Here is a 24918-nt window from a genome sequence, read left to right as displayed (position 1 = left end):
TTGAGATCACTTCAGGGGAACATACTTACTCGACCGTGTTGCACCGATACCGGCACTGCCATGCGAGATTCGCCGCCTGGTCTGGGCAAATTCTCCAAGATAATGGAAGACGCCCTCGACTGGGATTTCGACACGCTGGAACTCTTTTCCATTGTGGATCTCGATTGTTTTTCCAACCATCTCGGGAAGGATGACCATGGCACGGCTGTGCGTCCGGATCTTTTCATCGCCAGCGCGAACCTTCTCAAGGAGATTCTCTTCATCCCTGGTCATTCCACGCTGTATCTTCCTGCGGGCGCGGCTCGGCATGATCGGGATAAGATCCGAGATCGACATTGCCTGAAGCTCGGGGATGGTATACCCGTGATAGGTGAATTCCTCACGGCGCCTGGGTATTCGTTTGGTCTGTTTCTTTGCCATATCTGATTCACCTCTTTGCTCCGGTTCTCCTCGGGGCAATATGCCCGACCTTCCGCCCTGGTGGCGTTCCACGCGATACCGTCTTTGGCCTGCCTGTATGCTGGTGGTTTCCACCTCCAAACGGATGGTCAATGACGTTCATTGCAACACCACGGACACGCGGCCACTTTGTTGCCTGCGATTTTATCTTATGGAAGGCCTTTCCGGCTTTGACAAGAGGCTTCTCTCCGCGGCCTCCACCGGCGACGATACCGATTGTGGCGCGGCAGTGGCTGTTGAACCATTTGATGACGCCGCTTGGCATTCTGACGCCGACCCTGTCTTCGGATTTTCCGATGACAAGTGCCTGCACCCCGCTTGAACGGACAAATTTCCCGCCGTCGTCTGGTCTTGCCTCGATGTTGCAGACCGCAGCACCGGTCGGGATGTCCTTCAGAAGGAGGGTGTTTCCATTTCGTACTGCTGCACCCAGCCCCCATTCCAGCACATCGCCGATGCCCATACCTTCGGTGACGAGGTGGTGGGCTTTCTCGCCGTTCTCATGCCTGACAAGGGCGATCGGTGCGTGGCGTGCGGGATCATGAGTGATATCGATGATCGTTGCACTCACCCTCAGATTGCCTTTGCCAGGGTGGCGGAGGTCTGATTTGTATTTATGTGATGGAGCGCGGTATGACGGACCGCCTTTTCCACGCGCCTGACTACTGATTCGATGTCCCATCTCAACTTCACCTACACGATTCCAAGGCGGCTCAGGATCTCTTCTGCGGCTTTATCGTCCTCGAAGCTGATAGTCGCCTTTTTATCCCCTTTGTTCGTCATCTGTGTGCGTACACTGGTGACGTCTTTTCCAAAGGTGTTCTCGACGTCTCGCCGGATCATCTCCTTACTGGCTTCTTTTCTGACAATGAAGACGAGTTTGTTCTCGCGTTCAAGTGTCGCCATTGATTTTTCCGTAACTGATGGATGATGAAGAACCATGATCTCAGTTCACCTCCGAGAGCCGCTTTATTGCAGATTCTGTCCAGAGCGTAAGACGGCCTGCGTGCGTGCCCGGTGCAAGGAGTTCTGCACTCAGTTCACGAACACTAACCGCGTCCACGCCGGGCAGGTTTGATGCTGCACGGAGAGGAGTGTCTGATGTAACGATCAGGATGCTCTTCCTCTGCTTGTGGCCTCTTCCCCTGAGGGTTGCCCTGCCGGGTTTTCTGTTCCTGCTCAGCTTTGACCTGGTTACATCGTTCATGACACCAAGCGCTTCAAGAACAGAGATGACATCAGACGTGCGTCCAAGTGTCTCAAAGGTGTCTTCAACAATGCTGACTACATCCTGCTCAAAGAGGTGGCCCCTTCCCCTGACGATTTCGGGGTTTGCAGTTGCTGCAATGGCTGAGCGGATCGCAAGAACTTTCTCTTTCTTGTTAATCTTCTCAACAAGTTTTTTTGCTGCCATCGGTGGGTGGCATGCACGTCCACCGCGTGCGTTTGGAACACGGGCTGCACGGGATCCGTTTTTGATACGCGGAATCTTGGCTGCGCCCCTGCCTGATCCCCAGCCGGTAGCAGATGTCCGCATTCCTGCAAGCGGATCTGTGCCATGGGGCTGGTAGCGCCTGCTCTGTTGTGCCAGCACCGCCCGCTTGATGACATCGGGGCGGTATGGTGTCAGAAAAGCGTCCGGAAGCTCGATCTCCCTCAGGGAAGAGCCTTCAAGTGATTTTACCTCTGCTTTCATCTCTCATTCACCCCTGTTTGCTCTCCAGGCTGACATATTCGACAGCCGGAACCCTGACTTTGTGTTCTCCCTGCCGGATCGCCGGGCGGAACCTGATAATACGCTTTGAGGGCCCGGGGATGGATCCTTTGATCAGCACATAGTTGTTCCGGACAAGACCATAGTGGAGGAATCCGCCTTCGGGATTTATCTCGTCTGTCTCTGAACCGATCTTGATGATGCGCTTGTTGTATTCGGTTCTCTGCTGGTATCCCATCTGGCCGACATTTGGAACCTGCCAGCGGACATGGTGAGGTGTCCATGGACCAAGTGTCCCGATATGGCGTTTCTTCCCACCCCGGGAATGTTTCCGCTTCCGGATACTGATACCCCAGCGTTTTACCGCGCCCTGGGTTCCTTTCCCGGTGGTGATAGCGGTGATATCCGCATACGCTCCCTCAGCAAGGACAGACGCAAAGTCAACGTCTTGTCCAAGGAGAGATTGTGCATACTCAAGCCGCTCGGCGACTGTGCCGCCGGCAACACGGATTTCCATGAGATCGGGGATTTTCTTTGGAATCCCCGAGATGATCTCAGGCGTGGTGTGCATCAGAAGCATGATCTCTTCGACACTGTCTGCTGCTACAGCATCAGAGATTACCTGTGCTGCCCGGGTGCGGTCATGGTTCTTTGGTACCGTAATCCGCTCGGAGAGACCGTCTTCGAGCTTCTCTGCCCAGATTTCGGTCATCGGGTGTTTTCCATAGGTGTCCTTCCGGTACGCGCGGATAGCAGCGACCTTCATGGCCGGGACCTCGACAACCGTCACGGGGATCATGATATCCTTCCCCTCACTTGGGCTGCTCTTGTGATCGTCGATCATGATGACATGGGTCATGCCAACCTTATATCCCGCAAATCCCTGCAGTACCGGTGTGCCATTGTATTTTGGCCAGGATTTGTACTTAGGAACTTCACTCCTGGCTCGTTTCCTGGGGCTGAATGCAAGTGAACCATAACGTGGCCTGTGAATTCTCGGCATGTATTCTTCAATCCTTCAAATCTTGATATTTGATGTCTTTTCTCTGAAAAGACCGTTCTACACCGCAGCTGCCATACCTTGACGGCATACAGGCGGGAGTCGTTGGCCGGAGGATAAGAGGATCTCTGGATCAGACCAGCTCGATTTTTCCAGAACGGAGGCCCTGTTGTATTATTCAAGAGCACGTCCTTTCAAGAACTGTCATTTTTTATCCCACAAACGGGATTCCCAGTCTCTCTTAAGAGTTCCTGACCCTAAGCGCGCTTCCCGGATACCGGAAAATGGGCTCGACAGTGCGTTGGCCCGGCGCGTCAATCAGACCTGCTAATGGTCGTCAGCCTGCGAATAATTCGCACGCATGTACCGGTTACTATCCTGAAAACAGCAGAGCCGGTTGATCTCTTCGCGCAGAATGAATCGGCATAAACCTGGTTCATTCTGTGACAGCCTGATCTGGCTTCCTAATATATTGACAGGAAGAGCTTATAAAAGTGATTGGGTTTTGGGAGTGGTGTTGCCAGGGCTATTCAAAAAAGAGGTCGCCTTTCTCATTGATATAGACCTGGATTGAATCCTGGATATACCGGGCATGGATCTTCTCTGGGTTTGCTGCTTTTACCCGATTAATAAGAGTCACCGTATCATACCGCACCTTGATGCCAAAGCGCTCGGCTTCCTCATATATGGTATTGACTGCATCAAGCAGGTCTTCTTCAGCCGTAATCGTGCAGAGTTCTTTTGCATCCAGGGTGTTCACAAACTCAAGCGTCTCCCGTGCCCGCCTGATATTTTCTGTTGCAGATTTTTCTATCGTGCAGACATTTGCTTTTGAGGTCCTGATGAGATCGGCTATCTGCTGCTGGGTCATCCCCTGTCTTCGATACCTGAGGACTTCCTTCTGCCTCTCGGTAAGGAGATCTTCTTTCATAAAGTATTATATTTCACTTCAAAGTTTAAACATTTTACCTAACAGGAACTTTTTTTTGGCAGGTATGAAAAGCAGTTTCAAAATGTTTATATGCCCTTTTATCAAAAAAGAAGTGTTCTCAAATATTTGAGAGGTGTTAGTTCTATGGTAGTAAAAGTAGGCATAGCAAAACTCGGCAATATCGCCTCAGGTGTCATGGCTGAGCTGCTCCTTGACGAGCGTGCAGACCGTGAAGACATGGAAAGCTTCATGGCAACCTCCGGAACAAAGATGCAGACCGATGATATCGACCGTGTCGTCTCCAACATGAAGGCATGGGGACCTGACTTCTGTGTTGTTGTCTCACCAAACGGCATACTCCCCGGACCAACAAGCGCACGTGAGGAACTTGCAAAGGCAGGCATCCCGGTTGTTGTGATCACTGATGACATAACCTCAAAGAAGGAGAAGTTCGAGGGCCTGAAAGCCAGCAACTTCGGCTACATCATCATGAAGGCTGACGCCATGATCGGTGCCCGCCGTGAGTTCCTTGACCCCGTCGAGATGGCAGACTTCAACGGTAACCTTGTGAAGGTTCTTTCCCTCACCGGTGCATTCACCAAACTCCAGCTGGCACTTGACGAGGTCATCGACCAGGTGAAGGCAGGCAAGAAGGGTGCAGACCTCGTTCTTCCAAAGCTTGTTGTCACCAGCGACAGGGCAGTCGACGGCGAGTTTGTCAACCCCTATGCACTTTCAAAAGCACGTGCAGCACACGAGATTGCACAGGCTGTCGCAGACGTCAATGTCAAGGGCTGCTTCATGACCAAAGAGTGGGAGAAGTACATCCCGATCGTTTCATCTGCACACGAGATGATGCGGGTTGCTGCTATCCTCTGTGAAGAGGCACGTGAGCTTGAGAAGGCCGGAGACTCGGTCATCCGGAAGCCCCACAAGAAAGACGGCGTCCGCGTCTCAAAGACGAAGCTGATCACCAAGCCTGAGTAAACCAGACTTTCTTTCTTTTTTTTCAGTTGTTTACTTCAACGAGCCTGCTGCTTTCAGCAGCGTTCTGTGCATACCTCCTTCTGACGAGGAGGGGGGGAATCCGGACTGCCTGCCCGGAATTTTTGCAACCTGATTTCTTTTGCGGTTGCTTTCAGGGATTAAGATATCCGGGAATATCTTCTGGGAGTGTCATGACAATTGGTTCTCCCGATATACGCTCCATAAAAGCCGAGTCACTGATTGCATCCGGGTTTGGATTGATTCGTGCAATTATCGAAGAGAATGCATGCATCCCTCTCTCACCAGACGATCCGGTCTTCTGGAAGAAGATACCCATATTCAGGGCATAGAATCCAAGCCCCCGGTACAGGCTGATGATTCTTTCGAGATCAGTTGCAAACCTGTCTGTTATCGAGAGAAACTCTGCGATTGTCCTGACCGGGAGGATGCCCCGGATCTCACATTCGCCAATTGGCACAGGTGAGGCAAACCAGACTGGTTCTTCTCCAAGCAACTCCCCAAAGAGATGCCTGCTTCCATGGAGTTCTTCTTCACAGAAGAGTTCCCAGTAATCCCCGTCTGCTGTGTGTGCAGATGCCTCAAGATAGCGCATGCAGAGTGCGGTGGGCATTGGATCAGCAATACCCTGGAGATGCGGGTGGAGCAGGCTTGCGCCGGAAGAGGGTAGGAAGTTCCAGTTGATGGATGGGTAGCCCGGATAGTCTACAAGAGATGTGGCTGAACCAGCAAGAGCATCTGAGAGCTGGCGGGCAGAAAATGATGGCGCCATATGCGCTTCGGTGATGATAGTGACGGTATGCAGGTCGGCATACGGGTAACGGTTTGGGAGCGTGACGCTCTCTCCCCGGGTTATCCACTCTCCATCTGAAAAGGGTTCTGTTGCCTCAAAGATCTGTGATCTGCAGAAAGGGCAGCCAGCTGCCTCATACTGGTATGCGAGTGAGTCAATGTGTGCGTTTATCCCCCTGACACCCCTATACGGGCTTATGCGGCAGCAGAGACCGGTTGCATACTCCCTCCGGTACTGGATGGGCGAGGGTGCGGAGTGGATCTCAATACAGGAGAAGAGGGACACACTACACCATTATCAGATAACGCTTTAAAGATTTTTGAAAAAAAAATGTGAGAGATGTATGAATTTTCCTGACGATCAGGAAGATTATACAAATGACCTGCTTATACAACGTACTTGCCGAGGAGACGGATCGATTTGACCATGTCAGGTCCAAGTGGAGATCCGAAGATGACCTGTGTGACACCGGATGCAACCAGGTCGTCACATTTCTGTTTGACGTCATCCGGAGTTCCTGCAATGGTGAATGCATCAATTTCTGCATCGCCAACGAGGCCTCCAACGGTCTTAAAGTCGAATTTTGAAAGTGCAGCTTTGATCTTTTCAACATTGCCCATGTCAAGGTTGTGGCGCTCAAGGATTGCCGGTGGCGATCCTGCTGCAATGAAGGCAGCAACGATCTTGGCTGCATTGCGCGCTTTCTTTACGTCATCATCAACTGAGATGGCGGTGTAGGCACCAATGTCGAATTTCTTCTTGCCGACCTTTTCGCATGCTGCGTTGATGATCGGGATTGCTGCTTCGAAGTCTTTTGGGTTTGATGCGTTGATAAGCGCGCCATCACCCATTTCTCCTGCAAGTTCGAGGACTTTTGGCCCCTGGGCACCGATGTAGATCGGGATTCCCTTCTTGCCGGGGAGCTGGACACCGGTGAGTTTTGCACCGTCATAGTCGAAGAACTCAAGACCCTGTTTATTAACCTCCTCTCCGGCACAGAGTGCGCGGATCTGAATGACAGCCTCTTTGAGTTTGCTGACGGGTTTTGAGGGGTCAATTGCGAGTTTTGGGAGTGTGGACAGGTCACCCGGACCGATACCAAGGATTGCACGTCCATCTGAAATCTCGTTTAATGTACAGGAGAACGAGGCCATTGCCGCTGGTGTGTCGGTAAAGGCGTTCATGATGCCAGGTCCCATCTTTATCTCGTCAGTTGCCTGCGCAATGGCAGCAAGAATCGGGTAACAGTGACGATTGTTGTAGTGGTTGGTGATCCAGGCATAGTCGATGTCTTTCGTCTCTGCAAGTTTGCAGTAGTTTACTACCTGCTTGACAGAGAGGTTTCCAGGCACGAATTCAATTCCATAGCTCAAGGTAATTTCACCTCAGTGTGTATTTTCACACACATGCTTATAATCATTATCATTTACTTTTGGGGCAGTGGTTCCAGGTAGAAAATAAGTTCCTGGAAATGAGGAAGAAACTGAAAATCTGGCTAAAGGATCAGGAAGGAAGAACTGAAAGGCTTTATGTTCTGGGGATAATACTATTTGTACCATGCAGAATAGTATCCGGGTTTTTTCTGCAGAGGTGGATTGTCCCGTATGAAAGCGCTCATCATCGGACTTGGCGGAGCAGGATCGCGGATCGCCGACACCCTCCATGAACATGACACACGAAGCGGAACGCATAGTGTCTGGACATTAGCAATAGATACTGATATATCAAGTATCAGGGAGCTCCGGCATATTCCCCATTCCGAGCGGATCGTCCTTCCTTCTTTTCATGAAGATGACATGGCAGCTGATGGCGAGATCCTGGATATTGCCGAGATGATCCAGCATATTCAGCAGAGCACAACCATCGAGATTGATGCTGTAATTATCTGTACCGGGCTTGGAGGACGGCATGCTGACGCGGTTCCGCTCATTGTCCAAAAGATACGTGATTCATTCTATGAGCCGGTGATTACTATCCTCACCCTTCCCCTCAGAAATGAAGGGAAACGGATCTCGGCACGGGCAGCTGATCAGATAGATGTGATCGAGCCGGTTGTCGACGGCTGTATTCTCTTTGATAACGAGACCTGGTACCGGAAGATTGCGACCGAGATGCTCAGGCTTGAGCGGATTCAGAATGACGGTTTTGATGATGAGACAGATGATCCGGAACAGGATGATGAGGCAGTTCTGGAACAAAATCCGGATACGGCTTCATTGAACCCCCGCGAAGCAAACCGGCTTTTAAATGAGAGGCTTGCCCGGCGCTTCGGGCTTCTTCTCAGGGCTGGTGAGTTTGTTGAGGGGGGAAAACCGGTTGCTGAAGTCGTTCTTGATGCGGGTGAGGTGATCAATACCATCGCCGGAATGGGGATGGTTGCCATCGGGTATTCGACAGAGATCATCTCAAGGCCAAAGTTTTGTTTTCTCAATAAATTCCGGAGAAATCATTCATCTTTTGAAGAAGGGCACATGCGTGCATCACGGGTTGTTGAACTTGCCAAACGGGCGATATACCAGGAGATCTCGGTTCCATGCGATCTGACGAGCGCTGAGAAGGCACTTGTCCTGATTGCAGGGCCAACAGATGAGCTCTCGATGAAGGGATTCCAGAACGTGCGGAAATGGATCGACAGAAATATCACCGGCCTTGAGATGCGGGCTGGCGATTATCCCGTGATAAACACGAAATATGTCGGCGTGATCATCGTGCTGGCAGGGATCAAAAATATTCCCCGTATCAACGAGCTCAGAGAGATCCGGCAAGCCCATCTCGAAGAGATGGAGGAAGAGATGATCCGCCATGAGGAGAGCAGGCGGGAGAAGGAGGAGATACTCCAGAAGAGGGAAGAGCTGGAGCGGAAAGCAAGAGAACGGGCTGAGCGGGCTGCGCTCCTGCAGCAGGAGAATGTCTGGGAAGCAGAAGATCAGGACGATCGGGTTGAGTTTGTGCAGGATACTGGTGTAGCCCCGACCCCGGTGGCAGATGAAGGTTCGCCGGTCTATCATCCCGTGGAAGACGATGGTGTTTTTGCGGGTGGTGAGGTTTCACTTCCCGAAAGAGAGGATAGTGCTCCCGCCAGAAAGATAACACTTCCCGGCAGGCAGGCAACAGAAGTTGCAGATATATCACGCCAGACAGCTGTGGGTGGCGGGATCCGGCCACGTGACGGGACAATGGATCCACAGGCGATCCGTATTGGGCAGACACCTGTTGAGAAGGGCAGGATGCCCCCTGACACAACTGATGGGCCGTTCTCACTCCCCGAGAACATCAGGGCAAGGGATGATACGTTTGAGGCAAAGGCAATAGCCCTGAAGTCACACTTCTCCCGCCCCGATGATCGGGCTTTTGATGGGGAAGCCATCACTATCCATAGAAGAGCATCCCGTCCGCGTGACGATGTCCTGATGGGAAAGGGTGTTGCACCAGATTCTGCGAAACGACCCAGTGATTCTGCATACGCAGGAGGAGGGGGTGCACACCTGCGTATTGGCGGCCACCCCACCCCAAAGGACAGTGTGGGAGGGGATCGGACACCTCACAGCCATCCACGCCCCCGGGATGGGATAAAAGGCAGATCCAAGTTTGTTGTTATCGGTGAGCGATCCGGATCAGAGAACGAGCCGGAAGAGGGCGATGGCGGGATCACCTGGATCTAGCCAGACAGAATACGTGCTATCGGCAGTGTTCCTGCGCCTATCTCGGTTTTGATCCTGATACCTGATTCATATGCCCGGCCGACCAGGTTCATGCCGCTGTAGATGATGATAGACGACTGGTAGGGTTCATGGGGAATGCCAAGTATCCCTGATCCGACTGCAGCTGGCAGGTGGAAGCCGTTCTTCCGCATGGAAGCCATGATCTCCTCAGCTGACTGAACCGCGCCTTGGGGGATGTTCCTGATATTGGCAAGGCAGACACCGTTTTTCGTCTGCATGTACTCGCCTATTGAGGGCATGCCGGCAGATATGAACAGCTGAAGAGGATCAAGGGTTGTGCCCCGGTAGCCGATCAGGTGGAGAAAGCGGGCTGGGGTCCCGCCTGTATGATTGAGACACCCGCCGTATGCCATCCTGACAGGTATGCCATGATGCTGGAAGATTCCATCCATTGTGATGCTGCAGACCGTGATGATGCCGGTATGGTCTTTTGGGATACGGGGGTCATTTTCGGATTCGGCATAGGTGTTGAAGAAGCCGAGTTTTGATGAGATGACCTCGTCAAAAGACTGGCGAACCCTGTCCAGGTCGTCGTTTCTGACAAAGGAGAGGTTATACGCGACATCGCCTGTACAGGTGTCGGGGTTGAATGTGCTCCTGAAGGCCAAACGCTCAAGTTTGGCGATGACAAAACCTATCCGGTCTCCAACAAGTGCGCTTTCACTCTCTGCCATGCCGAGTTTTGTGAGCACCCGTCCGCGGTTTCCAATCTTTTTGGTAAAACCAACCTCATCCAGGTGATGGAGATAATACTGGACAGCACGGTCAGAGAGGATAAAGCCCTGTTCTGCCATCCGCTCTGAGAGGTGTTTTGCCCCCATCGGTTCACGCGATTCGCCCAGTATACGAAGAATTTCCAGGCATTTCCGCTCGGTTCCGGGATCACTCTCTCGCATGGACAACCCCGCTGCTATCCTGGTACCTGCCAGTGTAGACTTCGTCTCCTCCATCGACTGCATGGAAGATCATCTGGACGATCCGATCTCCTTCTGCAACAAGAATGTCATCTGTACCCATGTTGGTGCAGCAGAGGGTGAGCTGTCCGCGGAACCCGGGATCCACATATCCTGCGCCAAGGAGAATGCCGCGCCGCCCAAAGGATGATCTGGTGCGTAGTGTGGCGGCGATGTCTGAGGGGAGCTCCACCCATTCAAGGGTTGGGACAAGATTACACTGCCCCCGGATGAGCAGAGCCTCGTCAGCAACTCTCAGATCATAACTGGCGGGCTGGAGGCAGGATTGTCCGAATGGGCGGATCACGAGATCGCCGTTTCTGCTGTCATCGGCAAGCCTGCTTTTGATCACTGCCGCAGATAAGATCATGATCAGTAATGGGTGGATGAGAAGAAAAAGAATGCCGGAAGAGACCGTGCGGCACAGTGCTATATAATATACAGTCACATCTGTATACACAAGCGTGGATCTATGGGGTAGAGGATATCCTCTTGGGCTTCGAACCCAAGGACCCGGGTTCGATTCCCGGTGGATCCGCTTTCACTCTTTTTCATATTGATTATGCCCTTTTTTATTCAATTTTAATGAATGACTCAGCTGATGCCCGGCCGACCGGAACGTGCATCCATGCGGTATCGTCAGGTGTGCCGGGTGCTGATGCCCGGATGCGGATGAGGCAGACGCCGTGGCGATCAGCCACATTGATATCGCGGGTCATCTTCTGCCCAACTACCGGACCCGGTGTCGTGAGGGTTGTTGCCGTCTGCCAGTCATATGGGCCGGCATAGTTGAATCTCTGAAATACGATCGGATCAACGATTGTATACTGGATATGCTGGGTGGCATCATCGTCACCACCATAGGTGATCTCCCAGGTTATCGGAAGAATATCGGTTACCGACTGGCTTGCTGTTGATCTGAGGTTGTTGATCCTAAGCGGGAGATCCTGCAGTTTAATCTCCTCTATCCCGGGAAGTGCATTGATATAGACCGTCTGGAGCTGCTGGCCATCTTCAGGCGCATCTTCAAATGAGACCGCTGACCGTGGATCGAATAGCTCAATTGTTCCCTCCTGTAAGACCCTGAGCTGATACCGTGCCTCCCAAACCTGACCAAGATAAATTGTTCCGATATCAAAGAAGAGGCTGTGTGCAGGGGCATTCGCTGCCGGAGGAGTGATTCCCCTCCAGTCATCGGTCTGATCAAGCTCTGTTCTGGTGACAGTTCCATTGTAGTACCGGTTTGTAATCACAGTCTGCGGGACATATTCAAAGACATCGCCTCCCGGGTGGTCTGCCTGGTTGACCTTCACGTTTTCATGGGAGAGATCGATTGTCGTGTTGACCCCTGCTTCATAGGAGAGCTCCTCTGTTATCTGCAGGTAGGCTTCCATCAGATCCATGTAGTTCTGGGCGTTAAATGCCCTGCCACCGGTTGCTTCAGAGAAGTTCGCAGACAACTGGTAGGTATTTGATGATTCGTCTGCTGCGAGCATAACCGTATAGATCCGGACATCATGCTCGTTTGCATAGGCGAGGAGGTTATCAAAGTGATATTCATCTCCAAGATGGTTGCCTTTGGGATTCCAGCTGTTCATATCTCCAAGCAGGATGACTGCTTTCACCACGCCCGGGCGGCTGGTGAACTCCAGATGATGAATTGCCTGGTAGCAGCCTGCCCGCATGAGTCTGCCGCTCCCACCTGATGATAAGCGCTCAATTGCCTGGTTTATCAGGGTCTTCTCATAGGTGAGTTCCTGTTCGAGGGTGATGGTGTTGGCAGATGAAAAGATCGCAACACGGTTCCCGGCAAGGTCCATGATCATGTCAGCAAACTCATGTGTGACCGATTGTGCTGCATCCAACCGATTAGGCTCGATGTCACCCGCACTCATGCTGCCTGAAGAGTCGATTACCTGGACAACATCCACCCTGCTCCCGGACTGGAGAAACCAGCCATCTCCGGATATCTGCATCGTCACGTTAATGGTTTCATTAACCCTGACCGTCTCGGGTTCGATCATGGTGCTGATACTGAGGAAAGGATAGTTCTTCCAGATTATGGTGACCTCGTCCTCCTTGTCCATCCATTCTGCATGGATGGTCGCTTCTCCGGCAGCTCTTGGGTTGAAGGAGTCACATGTCCAGTCCTGTGTGAAGTCACCTGGATAGAAGCTGGCGGTTGCAAAGCCGTATTCGTTTGTTACTGCATTGACAACATGCAGTTTTGGATCATGGAGATAGCCTTCTGTTGCACCCGGGAGTACTGTAAAAGTCACCTCTTCACCAGCAACCGGATGGCCGCGTTTATCGATGACTTTTGCCCTGATATCTGCCCTGGTATCAGGTTTTGCGTCACGGCTTGCAATCATCAGCGGGTTTGCGGTGAGAAGCATAGCAACAGGTTCACTGCTATGGAATGTCAGGGGGAGGGTCTTTTGGAGAGCCGGGTTGTCTGCCGGAGAGCAGGTGATCTCATATGTCCCTGTTGTCAGTACGGGGCCATAGGTCAGTACAATCTCACCAAGGGAGCTTGTCGTGAAGGTGTCTTCCTGTGTCTCTGCAGGTCCTGTGATACGGTAGTTGATCGCCTGCGCACCAGCAGGATTCCCATATTCATCTGTGAAGTAGTAGCGGATGGTAAACATGGCCTCCCCGTCTGCAGGGGCTGTTCCGGTGACCGGAGTGACGACATAGCTCAGATCATGCGGCACGGCATCTGCAATCGCATTGATGGTGATCCACCTGGTTGCGATACCGTCCGGCGAGGGGTCGATACTGATGATGTGATCGCCCGGGTAGGTATCGAGCTGGAGGGAGGCGGTGATGGCGCCCCTGTCATCCACAGGGACAGTAATTGTGGTCTTGTTGCCCTCAGGTGTCAGGAAGCCTGCGTTTCCTCCGGCAGAGGTGACCGTGAGAGCTATACTCTCCGGAGAGATGCCAAGGGCTGCTTCCCGCCGGTTATCAACAGGGTTTCCATAGGCATCCCTCATCCCGACTGAGATCTCAGCACGAGACCCGACAGTCGCCTCGTGCTGGTACACGGGATCGGTTATGTTTGCAGGTTCGGCATGATCGATCTTCTGGAGTATTGCGGACTCTTTGGAATCATATCCGGCAGAGACCCTGATGACGGCATCGCCGCTCTGGGTTGCCGGGGTAAACCTCACAGTTGCCTTTCCTTCACCAGTTGTTGATGTCGAGGCGCTACTGAGTGATCCCATTGTGGGATCATCAAGAGAGAAGGTGACCGGGATTGCCGGGAGTGGGGTCGTGCCGTTGCTGATGGTCGCGGTTATGGTTGCATATGCTGATGACCCGGCGGTGAGCCACTCCGTATCTGACTGAAGATGGATGGTGTCAGGAATGGCAGCGGCCGGGCTCACAAGGAAGAGGAGTGCCAGCAGTGCAATGAGAAGGTGGATTGGCGTCGGCGCCATTGAGTATACTCAAACCTTATTATTTATATAGCTTTGGAAAGTCTGAAAACGATAAATTGAGAGATTTTAGATTTTTTACAACCTACCATTGCTTATATCGCTTTGAAGACCCTGATTTCGGCGTCCTGGTTTTGATCCTGCCTTTCATGAAGTAGAGACCAAAGGCAAGCAGGATGACTGCCCCGGCAGCACCCCCTATTACCAGGAAATTGATTGATCGTTTCAGCGTGATGGTCACAGAATCCTGTTTGCCGCCCACCGGAACGGTGTGGGAGATCGTTGCCTGGTGATACCCGTCCTTGTCTGCGGCAATCGAATAGTCCCTGCCCGGGTTCAAGGAGATGAAGAGAAGCCCGCTCTCGTCAGTTGTCCCCTTATTCTCTTCATTGACAGTTATTGTTGCTCCCGGTATGACTGCATGTGATGAATCCTGAACATGCACCCGGATTGGAACTGCAGAATATGCAAGGTTTGCGATGAAATCCATTGAATCTTCAGAAACAGTGATCTCTTCGCTATAATCTTCAAATCCGGCTTTTCTGATCTCAAGATGATAGGTGCCGGTTGTGAGTTTGCCAAGTGATGCACGGCCGTAACTGTCAGTCTTTCTGAGCAGGGTACCGTCCATAAAGACATCTGCGCCTTCAACAACCCGTTTATCGGTGTCAAAGACTGATACAAATGATGTATGATACGCTTTTTGGAGAGGTATGGTCAGAACCTGCTGATCACCGGTGATGTACTGGCGCATCGAATAGGCCTCGTATTCCGGCTTTTTTACGGTGATCAGATATTCATATCCTTTCCTGAGGTTGTAGGAGAGAACGCCGTCGTCACGGGTTGTGCCCCTTGATCGCCCATCAACAAGAACCTCTGCGCCGCTCACCGGATCCTGTGTCTCATCGTCTATGACACGGAACGCAAACCGGTCACCCCGCTCCATGACAACCGAGATCTCACGGTTTGACCCTGAGAGTTGAACAGAGGTTTCTGTATCCCGGTAATCAAGCGAGGTGATGTATACCTCGTAGGTACTCCCATCGGGAAGGGAGAATACGGCTTTTCCGTCGGAGCCCGTATCTTCTGTCTTTTCAGATGACGGGCCGACAACCCGGACGATGGCATCCTTCAGAGGTGCAATATTCTCGTCATAGACGAGCACCGTCAGGATAACCGAGCTCTGTTCGAGCATGACTGTCCGGGTTGTCTCGGATCTCTGGACGGTTACGGAACGGCTCTCATAGCCGCTTTTGGCAACCCGAAGGCGGAAACTGGATGTGCCGGAGTGCGTATAGGAGATCCAGCCCTCAGAACTGGTGGAGCCGATATAGCTATCACCCACATAGACGGCGGCATCATGAACCGGGTCACCACGGGCATCCTCCACATAGATGTTGAGAGTGACAACAGCCTGTGCTGCTGCCACCATCGACAGAAACAGGATAAGAGCAACAACTATCCGAAGTGAATGCATATACAGGTTACTTTTCTTTTCTTGCCTATTAGTTCATCGGTTGCCGCCAGTGTTGTGAAGGTATCCGATCGATCAGCATGCCTTCCACGGCAACAGGCATGAGACGCCTGCCTTCTTCCAGCGCCTTCTGGAGGCGCCAGCTCCGGTCTGCATGGATGGTAAAGATGGGATCACCCCGCTTCACGTGCTGGCCCTGTTTTTTGTGGAAGAGGATACCTGCACCGTGGTCGTGGGGGGCGCCTGCTGCGCGCGCGATGGTGATCAGCGCCCGGTTGTCCATCTCGATAACGTAGCCGGTATCCGGGGCATTGACAGTGAATGCATGATCGCCCGGCGGGAGATCATCTGCGGTGACGCCGGGGTCGCCGCCCTGCACCTCGATTATCTTCTGCATCATCGCGTCTGCTTTGCCGTTCCTGAGGAGATCGAGTGCGGCGTCAGTGCCGGTTCCTGCCTGCACCTTGCCCGCCATCTCAAGTGCGATGCCAGCGATTGCCGCACTCTTCTGGATGAGCGAGTCCGGGGTATCCAATCCTTTCAGGATCGAGAGTGCTTCTGCAACTTCCAGATTGACACCGATAGATCTGCCGATTGGTGTTTCGCCATAGGTGAGGGCGCATTCAACCTTCATGCCAAGCCGGTCTCCAAGTTCCATGAAGTCGCGGGCAAGTTTTCTGCCTTCGTCAATGGAAGCGACCTTGGCGTCACGGCCGACCGGGATATCGATGACGACAAGGTCTGCGCCGACAGCGAATTTCTTTGCCATCACGGAGGCGAGCATCTGGCCGTGCGGATCGATCTTGAGGGGGTACTCGTAGAGGATAATCTTGTCGTCTGCGGGAGCGATGTTGGTTGCGCCGCCCCAGACGATTGCGCCGCCTGCTTTCTCAGTCATTGCCTGGAGTTCGCTTGCGGTGAAGGTGACAGGAGCGATTGCTTCCATGAGGTCTGCTGTTCCTCCTGCACCGGTGATCGCTCGTGAGCTGGTTTTTGGGCATTTCAGACCTGCTGCCATGATCATCGGAACGACAAGAAGGGTGATCTTGTTGCCGGGGACGCCGCCGATTGAGTGCTTGTCGACTATCGGGCGGGACGCAAACGAGAGCTGGTCCCCGGTTGCAACAGTTGCACGGGTGAGATACTCGATCTCGTCCATGTCAAGGCCGTTGATGTAGGTGCCGACGATGTAGGCGCTGACTTCACCGGGGGAGAGGGTGTCATCAACGATCTCGCGGACGATTGACCGCGTCTCTTCCATGGTGAGTCTGCCGCCGTCCATCTTCTTCTTGATGAAGTCGATTGATGCCGGTCTGCCGACAGCCCGGATCTCGATCTGTTCACTGCCTTCGAGTTCCAGGCGCCGGTTTGTCACCTGGTAGACGCCTGCTGTTCCCTGCGGCAGCATGGTTGCGGTTGTCGTGACAAATGCCTGGGCAGCAGTTTTCTTCTCTTCATTGACCAGTTCAACACGATCGCCGTCCAGGACGCCGATGGTGCGGGCATCTTCCCGGTTGAGGAGGACGCCCCGGTATTCGATATCAAGCACTTTTCCTGTGAGTCTGACCATCTCTATAGATACCCCCGGTGTTTCCGGTGTTTGGTTCCGGTATATGGTTCCGGTGTGAGTTTCCGGTATATGATACAGGATCTGGTTGCCGGGAGGGATAAGGGTTGCCGGGAAAGTCACTGGTTTTTTACTTGGTTGGTTGAGGAGGAGAGACGTGGGAATTATTGGAAGAGGGAGAGGCGGAGTAATACTCAGGCTTTGCCATAATGGCTTTAATAGTGCTGGATGCAATGATTCAACACGGAGAGTTGGACGTTCGTATGCCAGAGACACATCTTCGCTATACCGTACTCATGGAAAAGAATGAAGACGGAGGATATACAGTTTCAGTACCCCTCCTTCCGGGATGCATTAGTGAGGGATCAACCTGGGAAGAGGCATTACGTCATATCGAAGAGGCAATAGCAGGCTACATTGAAGTTGCCGGGAAGCTTGGCAGACCAATTCCTGTTGAAGTAACTGTTCCTATATCTTAAAATAGATGGGTATGAACTCGTTGGCATCCGGGGAAGCCATCATTATCTCCATCATGAAAAACGTGGAATTCTGATCACAGTCCCGGTTCACTCCGGAAAGATTCTTGCACCAAAGACACTTCAGACAATATTGTCTCAGGCCGGTATTTCCAGGGAACAGTTTCAGCAACTACTCTGAAAAAGGATACATCGTGATAGTTGTTCGTTATTTGAGTTTGTCAGTTATGAGATGTCTGGGTTTTTCCGGCAGAGCTTGGAAAGCATCCAACGCTGCTTCACCTGAGCCAACCCGGGTACTTCAACAGAATAGTTCCACGAGATCTTCTGTATGCTGTATTTGTCTGATATCTTCAACAAGACGCCGTTTCTTTTCGTTCTCAACCATCTCTTCAATACATTCTGAAAACGTCATCTCACGTTTGAGTATACAGAAGAGATATTCCACGACATCTCCTTTGAGAGGCATCAGTTTTGGAGCTTTCATGAGAATACCGCAGTTTATTGAGAAAACTGGTTCATTTAATCGGGACTTTTGCTTCTGAAAGGATAGCAGACGCTTTTGCGTCCCTGATTTGCTGTTTTGTAAAGAAAAAGAAAAGTTAGGTTTGGGTTGGTTTAGTCCCTGCGAAGAACGAGGAACGCTACCGCACCAAGACCAGCAATCGCAACAAGTGCTCCAAATCCTGGGGCTTCAGGTGTTGGCACCGGGGTTGGCTCAACCGGGGTTGGCTCCGGTGTCGGTGTTGGGTCTACCGGCTCCGGTGTCGGTGTTGCCGGAACGCCCTCAAGGACGTTGAAGTTTGCGGTTGTGGTTGTGTCTGCTTCAATGGATTCAACGATGACGATGTACTCATCAGGCTTGAATGCGGTTGCATCGACTTCGAATGACCAGGTGTTGTAGCCTGCGTCACCCTCGACGACCTTGATGGTACCAGCGTCTCCGTAGAATTCACCGGTTACAGCCTTGTCGGCTGGCTCGAACGCAGATGACTTAATGTCAACAAGCAGTTCGTGGTCAACACCGAGGTTGGTTGTTCCGGTGATGGTGAACGTGCTGCCGACATACTTGTCGCTGATTGCGTCAACTCTGATCCAGGGTTCCTGAACCAGGAAGGTCAGCCTGTTGTAGGTGTCATCGACATTCTGGTTGTTCAGGAGGTCAATGAGTGCCTGGGCAGCGTGTGGTCCCTGGAGACGGTCTGTTCCAAGTACCTTGAAGACATTTGTTCCAGTCAGTTCTTCTGTACCTCTGATACGGACATGCTCACCATCAACCCAATCTTCAACTGTTGGAGCAGCAGCCTGAGTTCGGACAACATCCAGTTTGTTATTGCCCATTGGGTGCTGGACAACCACGAAGTACTGGCCTGCAGCGAGATCCTTTGTAGAGTCACTCTTCAGTTCATACTCAAAGGATGCATCATCTTCAACAGTTTCTCTTTCGCTCTTTATCATGTTTGGACCGATGATCCAGACAGCAACCTCACTTGGGTTGCCCTGGGCAGTTCCGCGGATAAAGAGTGAGTCACCCTTTGCAACAGTTGACTGTGATACACTGGATGAGAGGAAGCCCTGACGGACAACGACAGATACGGTATCGTACTTCACATTGGAGAGTCCTGCCCGGGTTTCCTTTTCAGTCAGTGCATAGAAGGTGTATGTTCCAGCATCGACATTGAACCGCTGAGTGTCAAATTTCCACTCCCAGGTATCATCAGCTTCAACATCTACTTCCTTAAAAGTACCTGGATCAGATTTATCAACCGACTCAGTCACCTCGTACGGATAGGCACCATCCCTGTTTAGGTTGGGTCCGGTTACAAAGAGCCAGACTTTATTAGTATCTGTGTTTGTTCCAGAGAACGTAATCTCTTCACCAAGGTAGAAGGTTCGGTCACCGTCTGCTGTGATGGTGATGTCACCCTCTTCAACCCTTACTTTGACGGTGTCATACTTACCAGGGTCTTCAGCATCGACAACACGGATAGTGTAAGTCTTGGCGTCTGTTGATCCGGTTGTGTTGAATTCAGCAGTGCGTGTTCCAGCAGCGCTTGTTTCAAGGATTGCACCAGTGCCAGATACATTCTTGAAGTTAGTCAGTTTTGGATCAGTATAGTCATCCATCTGAGTTAAGGCCGCTTGACTGGAGTTCACTTTAGGCTGATCTGGACGGAACATTGGGTTCTTTGCAGTCTGATCAGCTGGATTCTCGATGTAAACATAGTAGTCTTTCAGTGACTCGCCAGTGATTGTCACGGCAAAATTGTTGTTTCGGATAACAGAGTCACGATTTGACGTTATGGATACTACCTTGGTAGTGAGTGTGAACGTCATTGTGTTTGAGTTGGGTGCGTAGTTGTCAAAGCTCGTTGGCACATCATCCCATTTCACAACAGCAGTGTATGTACCTGCACTCTCAGCCGAAGGAACGACGAAATCAGTGAAAACCTGTGATTTGTTCACATGAATGCCCTCAAATAGTTTACCACCAAATCTTGTGGTTATACCATCGGCAGGTGTTGTAAACTCAATTTTTGCGGTTGCATTCTGAGTGTCATCATTGTTTTTGTATAATGGACCAACTAGTGGCGCATCAATTCTGAACGTAATATTAGAAGTTCTTGCAATTGTAGCACCATCTATAGAACTTGTTACAGACTCAGTTAAAACCGCATCCGCAGTCATTACGGGCTTGCGGATTCTGATGGTTTCTGAATAAGCGGCTGGACCAGTACCACCCACACGCGTCTCTACATAGTAAACGCCATAATGCCCATCTACAAGTGATTCAAGAACATCGAAACCATCTGGTTCATCTACAGGGATTTCATGGACAAGTGCTTTGGATGTGTCATCATCAACATATTTGTTGAGCGATGTTACTACTCCTCCAGTTTTATTAATGGGAGTCAGATTGAGATCTTCTTCCCAAACAAAGATGGTGGCGCCATCCGAAATATTTCTGATTTCATCCCCACGTGCCGCTGTTGCCGGGAGAACCAGCAGTGAAGCGGCAAGCAGGAGTGCCATGGCAACAACCATCAACTTCGTTGTGTTTTTCATGTGTTTCCTCCATACATTACTTACAATCAACATGCGATTCAGGAGTTCGACATTTGCCGAATCCCCGTTCTGCAAGGATTATACTCCGATCAACGGAATATACTCCTATTTTAGACGAGCAGTTAATATAGCCTTTGTGGTTGAACCCGGTGCAGTTCTCCTGATGTATTCATGGAAAACACGAAAAAGTCGCCGGACAATGCAATATGGAATCATGATCCCAGGTGAACGCAGACTTCTCGAACGATTGTTGCGAATCCGGCATAACAGCAGTGCAGTGGAGAAGCGCACCCCCCGCACCCAGGATTACCCTGCTTTCGCGCTTGTCATGCCGCGTCCGGCGGGCAAAACGAATGCAAAAAGGATGCAGAATCAGGACGTAAAACGAGGGATGATGCAGGACGGATTCAAGCGGCGGATGCGACAGATCCTGATGACAGATCCTGATGGAAGCAGCAGAATCCATATATGACGCATCAATCAATCAGATCCCACATTATCATTAGCCTCGGATACATACAATTCATTCATGAAGATAATCCGTGCGGCAACCCTTGGCCGTGCACACGAACTCGTAATCGCCCACATCCTTGAGAAAGGGCGGGAGCGGCTGACCGAGAACGGTGAAGCAACACTTGAGACAGACGAGATCGCGCTCCGGGTGGAGAACCCGTTTGCAGAGCCGATGGCAAGTGAGAAGTCGCGGTTTCGGAGATCGTTTCTGGACTGCTATGCTGATGACCTGATCAAAGGATCTGATGCCGTCTTTGAATACGACTACCATTCCCGCCTCTTTGACTGGGGCCAGGGCCTCACCCGTGCAGCAGGGAATGGAGCGGAGGAAGAGAGCCAGACAGAGTCACATACAGAGATTAATGCAGCCATCCACACAGACCAGATACACTATATTATAGAGAAGCTGAAGCAGGAACCGGCAAGCAGGCGGGCAGTCGCCGTCACCTGGAATCCCCCGGTGGATGAAATATTGGATGACTGCCCCTGCCTTCAGCTCGTTCAGTGCGTGATGCGGGATGGGGAGGGCGGCCCAGTCCTTGATATGAAGGTCGTCTTCCGGTCAAACGATATGCTCAGTGCTGCGGGTGCAAATATGTACGCACTCGCACGGCTCCAGCAGTATATTGCAGACGCAGTCGGCGTTAAACCGGGTGCCTATACGCACATCTCGCTTGTCCCGCATATCTACTACCGCCGGGACGTAGCTGATATTTTGCCTTTCTGCGGGGAAGGAGCACACTTTAAACCACGTGAGATCGTCTGTTCTGCATGCAGGGGATGCAGCCTTGCCAGGCGGAACTGAACCTGAACCTGGACCTGAACCTGCCGGGCTCGGCCCCTAAAATCAGGAGATCATGAGAGATACATGAGAAGAGTATGAGATGAATATGTGGAGAATATAAGAGGAGCATGAGAGGATCAAGGAAACTTTATGAGACCGTCATGGGCTCTTTGGCCAGTATGCGGGATCTGGCGATCAGGATCCACAAACGGCACTCGGCGGGGCTATGGTTTCCGTCAGGTTCATTAGTTATCAGGAATCACCTATAATGGCACAATAGTCCGGTAGTGTAGCGGTCAATCATGGGGGACTCTGGATCCCCCGACAGCAGTTCGAATCTGCTCCGGACTACTTCTTCTTACTTTTTCTTTTTCACCATTAAAATCTTTAAAATACATTTTAAACTGCAAAATAGCGTTTCTTTAATAAGATTTACCAACCGGAGAGGCATTACCCTTGCACCCAGCATAAACCATATGTGAGTTTATGAAGAGATGATAACAAAAGAAGAGAGAGGAGACGATACAAGGAAAACACAAGAGTTATAGAAAGTCGAAAGGGCCTTCAGAGCCAGATGAAGGATCACAGGATGTTTCTCTGCGTTTGATTATTAGCCGAATACCATCTCAACCAATCTTAGAACTGGCAACAAAACTATAACGATGTCCTCACTATCAATGATAAGGTATGGCGTCTGATAGCACCAGGACAACACTATCAATAAGCCTTGAGACCAGAATGAAGCTCTCAAAATTGCGCAAGAGTAACCAGACATACGATTCCCTTATTTCTGAGATGGCAGATCAGGCACTCCAGGTATCTGAAGATGATGAAAACTGGGATGTTGAGAAAGTACTGAATCATTTGAAGGCAGTTGATAAGCGGGGCAGATATCACTCAATTGACGAGGCTTTTCCCGATGTATGAGATTGTATTCAGTGATGAAGCACTGAAATACATCTCAACCGTTACAAAGAAAGAAAGAGCACAGATTAATGATTACTATAGACATTTCGCCTATGAGCTAGCTTCAATGCTAATATTACACATTGATCATGACTGATTGACAAAATCACCCGATATACACCAACCCTGAGAGAATACAATGGAGAGTCAGTCAGACGTTTCACAAACAATTCCGGCCTTTCCTCTTCTGAAAGATCTTCAAGAGCCCCCACTATTCGCCGGGCATCCGTTGCAGACAAATTTTTAATAGCCTTTTGAGCTTTTTTCGAATAGCGAAGAGTAAAAATCACACTGAATCACTCAAACCCCAGATCGCGCTTCAGTTCCTCATGTGTAACATACTCACCTCTTTCGATCTCTTCGAGAGATTCCCGGATCTCGGCAATCTCCTCACCTGTAAGAGGTTCAGTATCCTCCGCCACTTCAAGAAGACGGTGAATAACCAGACGATAGGGTTCTTTTGGATAGCGACGGAGTTTATCGAGCTTCATTTTATCAGATCGTGAGATCTCTATGGTAGTCATCCCTTGTGCCATAATGATTTATAAGAGTCCATAATACATTAAGGTTATACATAACAATTTGTAAAAAACGAAGCTAAATAAATCCAAATTTATCAAGCAATAATCTCTTGCAAAACATCACGCCAGAAACGCCGCGATAATCCCTGACAAAAAGATCCCATCAAACGTCCCTGCACCCCCGATGGATACAACAGGTGCTCCAAGTGATCCAATCTTCCTGAGATTCAGCAGATCTGCTCCAAGGAGCGTCCCGAGTGTGCCGCTTGTATAGGCGATGATGGCAGCAGAGAGCCCAAAGCCCCCTGCAAGCAGGATACCACAGGCAAGAGCTGCAAGCGGCGGCAGGAAGAAGGGTGTCCCTATTCCGACACCGGGGATCAGGCGGGCATACCGGTGCACGATGATTGTAACCACCAGCACCCCGATGACAGAACGGATAGCAAGACCCAGATCTCCAATGCCAAAAAGGGCATAGAAGAGCAGGTATGCCGATAACAGAACCGGGATCACCGCACCGCCAAGATTCACCGCAATCTGGGTAACCCGTGCAGGTGGCTGCACCCGGTACATGTTCTCATAGAGAGATGGTGCAAACTGGCGGCCCTCGGGGCGTTTTACAGGTTCACCGGCCGCCTCACGGATGGTTGTCACCGGGACATTCACCAGGCTGCCTATCAGAATCAGGATGAGAAGCCCGATTGCCTGGAGCCAGGAAAGCCCAAGATTTGTCAGGGCTCCCCCGACAATCCCGAGGAAGAGAAACGGTATCAGGATGATGAGGGCAGCAAAGAGGATGATCACCATCAGAATGGAGAATGGGTTGAAGAAGACATAACGCGACATGGACAGACAAATCCTTTTTATTTTTATTTTTATCTTTATTGTATGCTTTTTTCTTTATCCTTGATCCTTTACTCTTGATTCTTGATCATTGATCATTGATCCGCATACTCTCGTCATCCATTCTCTTGCATCACCCCCATTATTAGGTTATCGATGGGCGAATACACGCGGCGGGAAAAGAGAGGAGAGGAGAGAATGGAGATAGGGAAGGGAAGGACGGTAGGAAAGGGAAGGGAAGGGAAGGGCTGATTGGAGAAGAAAAGAGAGAGCACCAGGACGAAGAACGGAAGCAAAACCGGGGCAACAGCAATTCAAGGCAAGTACAGCGCAGGGGAAACGTGCAAAAAAGAAGGATACGACAGGGCAGGGCGGGGCAGGACACGGCAGGCGAAGAGCACAGAAGAAAGAAGAACAAAGAAAGAACCTGCAAGCCGCAGATGCCAGACAGTCAGCAATTAAGGTTTGAATAGAATGGGACGACATCCGGTTCTCCGATTGCATCATAAACCTACATATAGTTTATAGACACATTTACAGCCCTTAGCCAGCCCATGCGATTAAGAGTACCTTTAAGCCGGAAACCCTTAATTAAAGCCAAAATAAAGCAAAAAACAGATAAATCCCATCAGGGACTTGTGGGAGATTGAGGGGAAAAAAACCACAGCCACAACAACAGCAGCCAGAAGAG

The 24918-nt window shown here is 51.0% G+C and carries 25 protein-coding genes and 2 tRNA genes; 9 read left to right on the top strand and 18 right to left on the bottom strand.

Translation table 11 applies throughout. The features are described 5' to 3' along the window. Positions 1 to 6: 6 nt before the first annotated feature. The 6 genes from ABCO64_RS08755 to ABCO64_RS08730 form a co-directional block, all read right to left on the bottom strand. Positions 7 to 420, bottom strand: coding sequence for a 30S ribosomal protein S19 (locus ABCO64_RS08755; RefSeq protein WP_253460126.1), 414 nt, complete (start codon positions 418 to 420; stop codon positions 7 to 9). Between the two features lie 7 nt (positions 421 to 427). Next, complete coding sequence (locus tag ABCO64_RS08750; RefSeq protein ID WP_253460123.1) at positions 428 to 1141, bottom strand: 50S ribosomal protein L2; 714 nt, start codon at positions 1139 to 1141, stop codon at positions 428 to 430. Between the two features lie 11 nt (positions 1142 to 1152). Beyond that, positions 1153 to 1401, bottom strand: a complete 249-nt coding sequence (locus ABCO64_RS08745) for a 50S ribosomal protein L23 (protein WP_253460119.1) — start codon at positions 1399 to 1401, stop codon at positions 1153 to 1155. A gap of 4 nt (positions 1402 to 1405) precedes the next feature. After that, positions 1406 to 2155 carry a 50S ribosomal protein L4 gene (gene rpl4p, locus ABCO64_RS08740; protein WP_253460116.1) on the bottom strand — a complete coding sequence of 250 codons (750 nt, stop codon included), beginning with the start codon at positions 2153 to 2155 and terminating at the stop codon, positions 1406 to 1408. Between the two features lie 7 nt (positions 2156 to 2162). Then, positions 2163 to 3176, bottom strand: a complete 1014-nt coding sequence (locus ABCO64_RS08735) for a 50S ribosomal protein L3 (protein WP_253460113.1) — start codon at positions 3174 to 3176, stop codon at positions 2163 to 2165. Between the two features lie 523 nt (positions 3177 to 3699). Continuing rightward, positions 3700 to 4104, bottom strand: a complete 405-nt coding sequence (locus tag ABCO64_RS08730) for a Tfx family DNA-binding protein (protein ID WP_253460109.1) — start codon at positions 4102 to 4104, stop codon at positions 3700 to 3702. Between the two features lie 144 nt (positions 4105 to 4248). Here ABCO64_RS08730 and ABCO64_RS08725 point away from each other — a divergent pair, with 144 nt between their 5' ends. After that, positions 4249 to 5091 (top strand): F420-dependent methylenetetrahydromethanopterin dehydrogenase, encoded by an 843-nt coding sequence (locus tag ABCO64_RS08725; RefSeq protein ID WP_253460106.1) that lies wholly within the window; start codon positions 4249 to 4251, stop codon positions 5089 to 5091. Positions 5092 to 5242: 151 nt separating this feature from the next. Here ABCO64_RS08725 and ABCO64_RS08720 read toward each other — a convergent pair whose 3' ends face one another. Both ABCO64_RS08720 and ABCO64_RS08715 read right to left on the bottom strand, forming a co-directional pair. After that, positions 5243 to 6187 carry a galactose-1-phosphate uridylyltransferase gene (locus ABCO64_RS08720; RefSeq protein ID WP_253460103.1) on the bottom strand — a complete coding sequence of 315 codons (945 nt, stop codon included), beginning with the start codon at positions 6185 to 6187 and terminating at the stop codon, positions 5243 to 5245. A gap of 101 nt (positions 6188 to 6288) precedes the next feature. After that, positions 6289 to 7275 carry a 5,10-methylenetetrahydromethanopterin reductase gene (locus ABCO64_RS08715; RefSeq protein WP_253460100.1) on the bottom strand — a complete coding sequence of 329 codons (987 nt, stop codon included), beginning with the start codon at positions 7273 to 7275 and terminating at the stop codon, positions 6289 to 6291. 231 nt (positions 7276 to 7506) lie between these two features. Here ABCO64_RS08715 and ABCO64_RS08710 point away from each other — a divergent pair, with 231 nt between their 5' ends. Beyond that, entirely contained in the window at positions 7507 to 9564 is a 2058-nt protein-coding gene (locus ABCO64_RS08710) for a hypothetical protein (RefSeq protein ID WP_253460097.1), read from the top strand. Here ABCO64_RS08710 and ABCO64_RS08705 read toward each other — a convergent pair. Both ABCO64_RS08705 and ABCO64_RS08700 read right to left on the bottom strand, forming a co-directional pair. Continuing rightward, complete coding sequence (locus tag ABCO64_RS08705) at positions 9561 to 10520, bottom strand: DUF128 domain-containing protein (protein ID WP_253460094.1); 960 nt, start codon at positions 10518 to 10520, stop codon at positions 9561 to 9563. The two genes, ABCO64_RS08710 and ABCO64_RS08705, sit on opposite strands and share 4 nt — an antisense overlap. Beyond that, the gene (locus ABCO64_RS08700) at positions 10507 to 10947 is read right to left on the bottom strand and encodes a dCTP deaminase (RefSeq protein ID WP_253460090.1); all 441 of its coding nucleotides are present in this window, start codon (positions 10945 to 10947) and stop codon (positions 10507 to 10509) included. Before ABCO64_RS08700 ends, ABCO64_RS08705 begins: the two co-directional genes overlap by 14 nt. Positions 10948 to 11043: 96 nt before the next feature. Here ABCO64_RS08700 and ABCO64_RS08695 point away from each other — a divergent pair. Further along, positions 11044 to 11115 (top strand) — tRNA-Arg (locus tag ABCO64_RS08695). Positions 11116 to 11149: 34 nt separating this feature from the next. Here ABCO64_RS08695 and ABCO64_RS08690 read toward each other — a convergent pair. The 3 genes from ABCO64_RS08690 to ABCO64_RS08680 form a co-directional block, all read right to left on the bottom strand. After that, positions 11150 to 14020 carry a VWA domain-containing protein gene (locus tag ABCO64_RS08690; protein WP_253460087.1) on the bottom strand — a complete coding sequence of 957 codons (2871 nt, stop codon included), beginning with the start codon at positions 14018 to 14020 and terminating at the stop codon, positions 11150 to 11152. An 82-nt stretch (positions 14021 to 14102) separates the two neighbouring features. Continuing rightward, a complete protein-coding gene (locus ABCO64_RS08685; protein ID WP_253460084.1) occupies positions 14103 to 15494 on the bottom strand; it encodes a carboxypeptidase-like regulatory domain-containing protein in 1392 nt (463 codons plus the stop codon). Positions 15495 to 15522: 28 nt separating this feature from the next. Next, entirely contained in the window at positions 15523 to 17061 is a 1539-nt protein-coding gene (locus tag ABCO64_RS08680; RefSeq protein ID WP_343089323.1) for an AMP phosphorylase, read from the bottom strand. A 260-nt stretch (positions 17062 to 17321) separates the two neighbouring features. Here ABCO64_RS08680 and ABCO64_RS08675 point away from each other — a divergent pair, with 260 nt between their 5' ends. Together ABCO64_RS08675 and ABCO64_RS08670 are read left to right on the top strand one after the other, a co-directional pair. Further along, the gene (locus ABCO64_RS08675) at positions 17322 to 17537 is read left to right on the top strand and encodes a type II toxin-antitoxin system HicB family antitoxin (RefSeq protein WP_253460078.1); all 216 of its coding nucleotides are present in this window, start codon (positions 17322 to 17324) and stop codon (positions 17535 to 17537) included. Further along, positions 17521 to 17715, top strand: coding sequence for a type II toxin-antitoxin system HicA family toxin (locus ABCO64_RS08670; protein WP_256472527.1), 195 nt, complete (start codon positions 17521 to 17523; stop codon positions 17713 to 17715). Before ABCO64_RS08675 ends, ABCO64_RS08670 begins: the two co-directional genes overlap by 17 nt. 120 nt (positions 17716 to 17835) lie before the next feature. On the opposite strand, the gene ABCO64_RS08665 is transcribed toward ABCO64_RS08670, so the two are convergent. Both ABCO64_RS08665 and ABCO64_RS08660 read right to left on the bottom strand, forming a co-directional pair. Beyond that, positions 17836 to 18021 carry a hypothetical protein gene (locus ABCO64_RS08665; protein WP_253460075.1) on the bottom strand — a complete coding sequence of 62 codons (186 nt, stop codon included), beginning with the start codon at positions 18019 to 18021 and terminating at the stop codon, positions 17836 to 17838. 131 nt (positions 18022 to 18152) lie between these two features. Continuing rightward, positions 18153 to 20600, bottom strand: a complete 2448-nt coding sequence (locus ABCO64_RS08660; RefSeq protein ID WP_343089322.1) for an MEMAR_RS02690 family S-layer glycoprotein — start codon at positions 20598 to 20600, stop codon at positions 18153 to 18155. 199 nt (positions 20601 to 20799) lie between these two features. Between ABCO64_RS08660 and ABCO64_RS08655 the strand changes: the two genes are divergently transcribed. From ABCO64_RS08655 to ABCO64_RS08640, 4 genes are all read left to right on the top strand, one after another. Further along, positions 20800 to 21072, top strand: a complete 273-nt coding sequence (locus ABCO64_RS08655; RefSeq protein WP_253460069.1) for a hypothetical protein — start codon at positions 20800 to 20802, stop codon at positions 21070 to 21072. Between the two features lie 57 nt (positions 21073 to 21129). After that, positions 21130 to 21918 (top strand): thymidylate synthase, encoded by a 789-nt coding sequence (locus tag ABCO64_RS08650; protein ID WP_253460066.1) that lies wholly within the window; start codon positions 21130 to 21132, stop codon positions 21916 to 21918. A 257-nt stretch (positions 21919 to 22175) separates the two neighbouring features. Continuing rightward, positions 22176 to 22248, top strand: a tRNA-Gln gene (locus tag ABCO64_RS08645). A 336-nt stretch (positions 22249 to 22584) separates the two neighbouring features. After that, entirely contained in the window at positions 22585 to 22824 is a 240-nt protein-coding gene (locus ABCO64_RS08640) for a hypothetical protein (protein WP_253460063.1), read from the top strand. Between the two features lie 65 nt (positions 22825 to 22889). Here ABCO64_RS08640 and ABCO64_RS10975 read toward each other — a convergent pair whose 3' ends face one another. The 3 genes from ABCO64_RS10975 to ABCO64_RS08630 form a co-directional block, all read right to left on the bottom strand. Continuing rightward, positions 22890 to 23153, bottom strand: coding sequence for a type II toxin-antitoxin system RelE family toxin (locus tag ABCO64_RS10975; RefSeq protein WP_367227086.1), 264 nt, complete (start codon positions 23151 to 23153; stop codon positions 22890 to 22892). A 6-nt stretch (positions 23154 to 23159) separates the two neighbouring features. Then, complete coding sequence (locus tag ABCO64_RS08635) at positions 23160 to 23399, bottom strand: hypothetical protein (RefSeq protein WP_253460060.1); 240 nt, start codon at positions 23397 to 23399, stop codon at positions 23160 to 23162. A 105-nt stretch (positions 23400 to 23504) separates the two neighbouring features. Next, the gene (locus ABCO64_RS08630; protein ID WP_253460057.1) at positions 23505 to 24230 is read right to left on the bottom strand and encodes a DUF1614 domain-containing protein; all 726 of its coding nucleotides are present in this window, start codon (positions 24228 to 24230) and stop codon (positions 23505 to 23507) included. Positions 24231 to 24918: the final 688 nt, after the last annotated feature.

Origin of the sequence: Methanocalculus natronophilus, assembly GCF_038751955.1 — an archaeon.
Taxonomy (GTDB): Archaea; Halobacteriota; Methanomicrobia; order Methanomicrobiales; family Methanocorpusculaceae; genus Methanocalculus; species Methanocalculus natronophilus.
This window is presented reverse-complemented; position numbering and strand designations above follow the sequence as displayed.

Excerpts from the sequence above, each read along its gene's own strand:
- ABCO64_RS08755 (WP_253460126.1), bottom strand. The coding sequence starts at position 420 with ATGGCAAAGAAACAGACCAAACGAATACCCAGGCGCCGTGAGGAATTC.
- ABCO64_RS08750 (WP_253460123.1), bottom strand. The coding sequence starts at position 1,141 with ATGGGACATCGAATCAGTAGTCAGGCGCGTGGAAAAGGCGGTCCGTCA.
- ABCO64_RS08745 (WP_253460119.1), bottom strand. The coding sequence starts at position 1,401 with ATGGTTCTTCATCATCCATCAGTTACGGAAAAATCAATGGCGACACTT.
- rpl4p (WP_253460116.1), bottom strand. The coding sequence starts at position 2,155 with ATGAAAGCAGAGGTAAAATCACTTGAAGGCTCTTCCCTGAGGGAGATC.
- ABCO64_RS08735 (WP_253460113.1), bottom strand. The coding sequence starts at position 3,176 with ATGCCGAGAATTCACAGGCCACGTTATGGTTCACTTGCATTCAGCCCC.
- ABCO64_RS08730 (WP_253460109.1), bottom strand. The coding sequence starts at position 4,104 with ATGAAAGAAGATCTCCTTACCGAGAGGCAGAAGGAAGTCCTCAGGTAT.
- ABCO64_RS08725 (WP_253460106.1), top strand. The coding sequence starts at position 4,249 with ATGGTAGTAAAAGTAGGCATAGCAAAACTCGGCAATATCGCCTCAGGT.
- ABCO64_RS08710 (WP_253460097.1), top strand. The coding sequence starts at position 7,507 with ATGAAAGCGCTCATCATCGGACTTGGCGGAGCAGGATCGCGGATCGCC.
- ABCO64_RS08705 (WP_253460094.1), bottom strand. The coding sequence starts at position 10,520 with ATGCGAGAGAGTGATCCCGGAACCGAGCGGAAATGCCTGGAAATTCTT.
- ABCO64_RS08700 (WP_253460090.1), bottom strand. The coding sequence starts at position 10,947 with ATGATCTTATCTGCGGCAGTGATCAAAAGCAGGCTTGCCGATGACAGC.
- ABCO64_RS08690 (WP_253460087.1), bottom strand. The coding sequence starts at position 14,020 with ATGGCGCCGACGCCAATCCACCTTCTCATTGCACTGCTGGCACTCCTC.
- ABCO64_RS08685 (WP_253460084.1), bottom strand. The coding sequence starts at position 15,494 with ATGCATTCACTTCGGATAGTTGTTGCTCTTATCCTGTTTCTGTCGATG.
- ABCO64_RS08680 (WP_343089323.1), bottom strand. The coding sequence starts at position 17,061 with ATGGTCAGACTCACAGGAAAAGTGCTTGATATCGAATACCGGGGCGTC.
- ABCO64_RS08675 (WP_253460078.1), top strand. The coding sequence starts at position 17,322 with ATGCCAGAGACACATCTTCGCTATACCGTACTCATGGAAAAGAATGAA.
- ABCO64_RS08665 (WP_253460075.1), bottom strand. The coding sequence starts at position 18,021 with ATGAAAGCTCCAAAACTGATGCCTCTCAAAGGAGATGTCGTGGAATAT.
- ABCO64_RS08660 (WP_343089322.1), bottom strand. The coding sequence starts at position 20,600 with ATGAAAAACACAACGAAGTTGATGGTTGTTGCCATGGCACTCCTGCTT.
- ABCO64_RS08655 (WP_253460069.1), top strand. The coding sequence starts at position 20,800 with ATGCAATATGGAATCATGATCCCAGGTGAACGCAGACTTCTCGAACGA.
- ABCO64_RS08650 (WP_253460066.1), top strand. The coding sequence starts at position 21,130 with ATGAAGATAATCCGTGCGGCAACCCTTGGCCGTGCACACGAACTCGTA.
- ABCO64_RS08640 (WP_253460063.1), top strand. The coding sequence starts at position 22,585 with ATGGCGTCTGATAGCACCAGGACAACACTATCAATAAGCCTTGAGACC.
- ABCO64_RS08635 (WP_253460060.1), bottom strand. The coding sequence starts at position 23,399 with ATGGCACAAGGGATGACTACCATAGAGATCTCACGATCTGATAAAATG.
- ABCO64_RS08630 (WP_253460057.1), bottom strand. The coding sequence starts at position 24,230 with ATGTCGCGTTATGTCTTCTTCAACCCATTCTCCATTCTGATGGTGATC.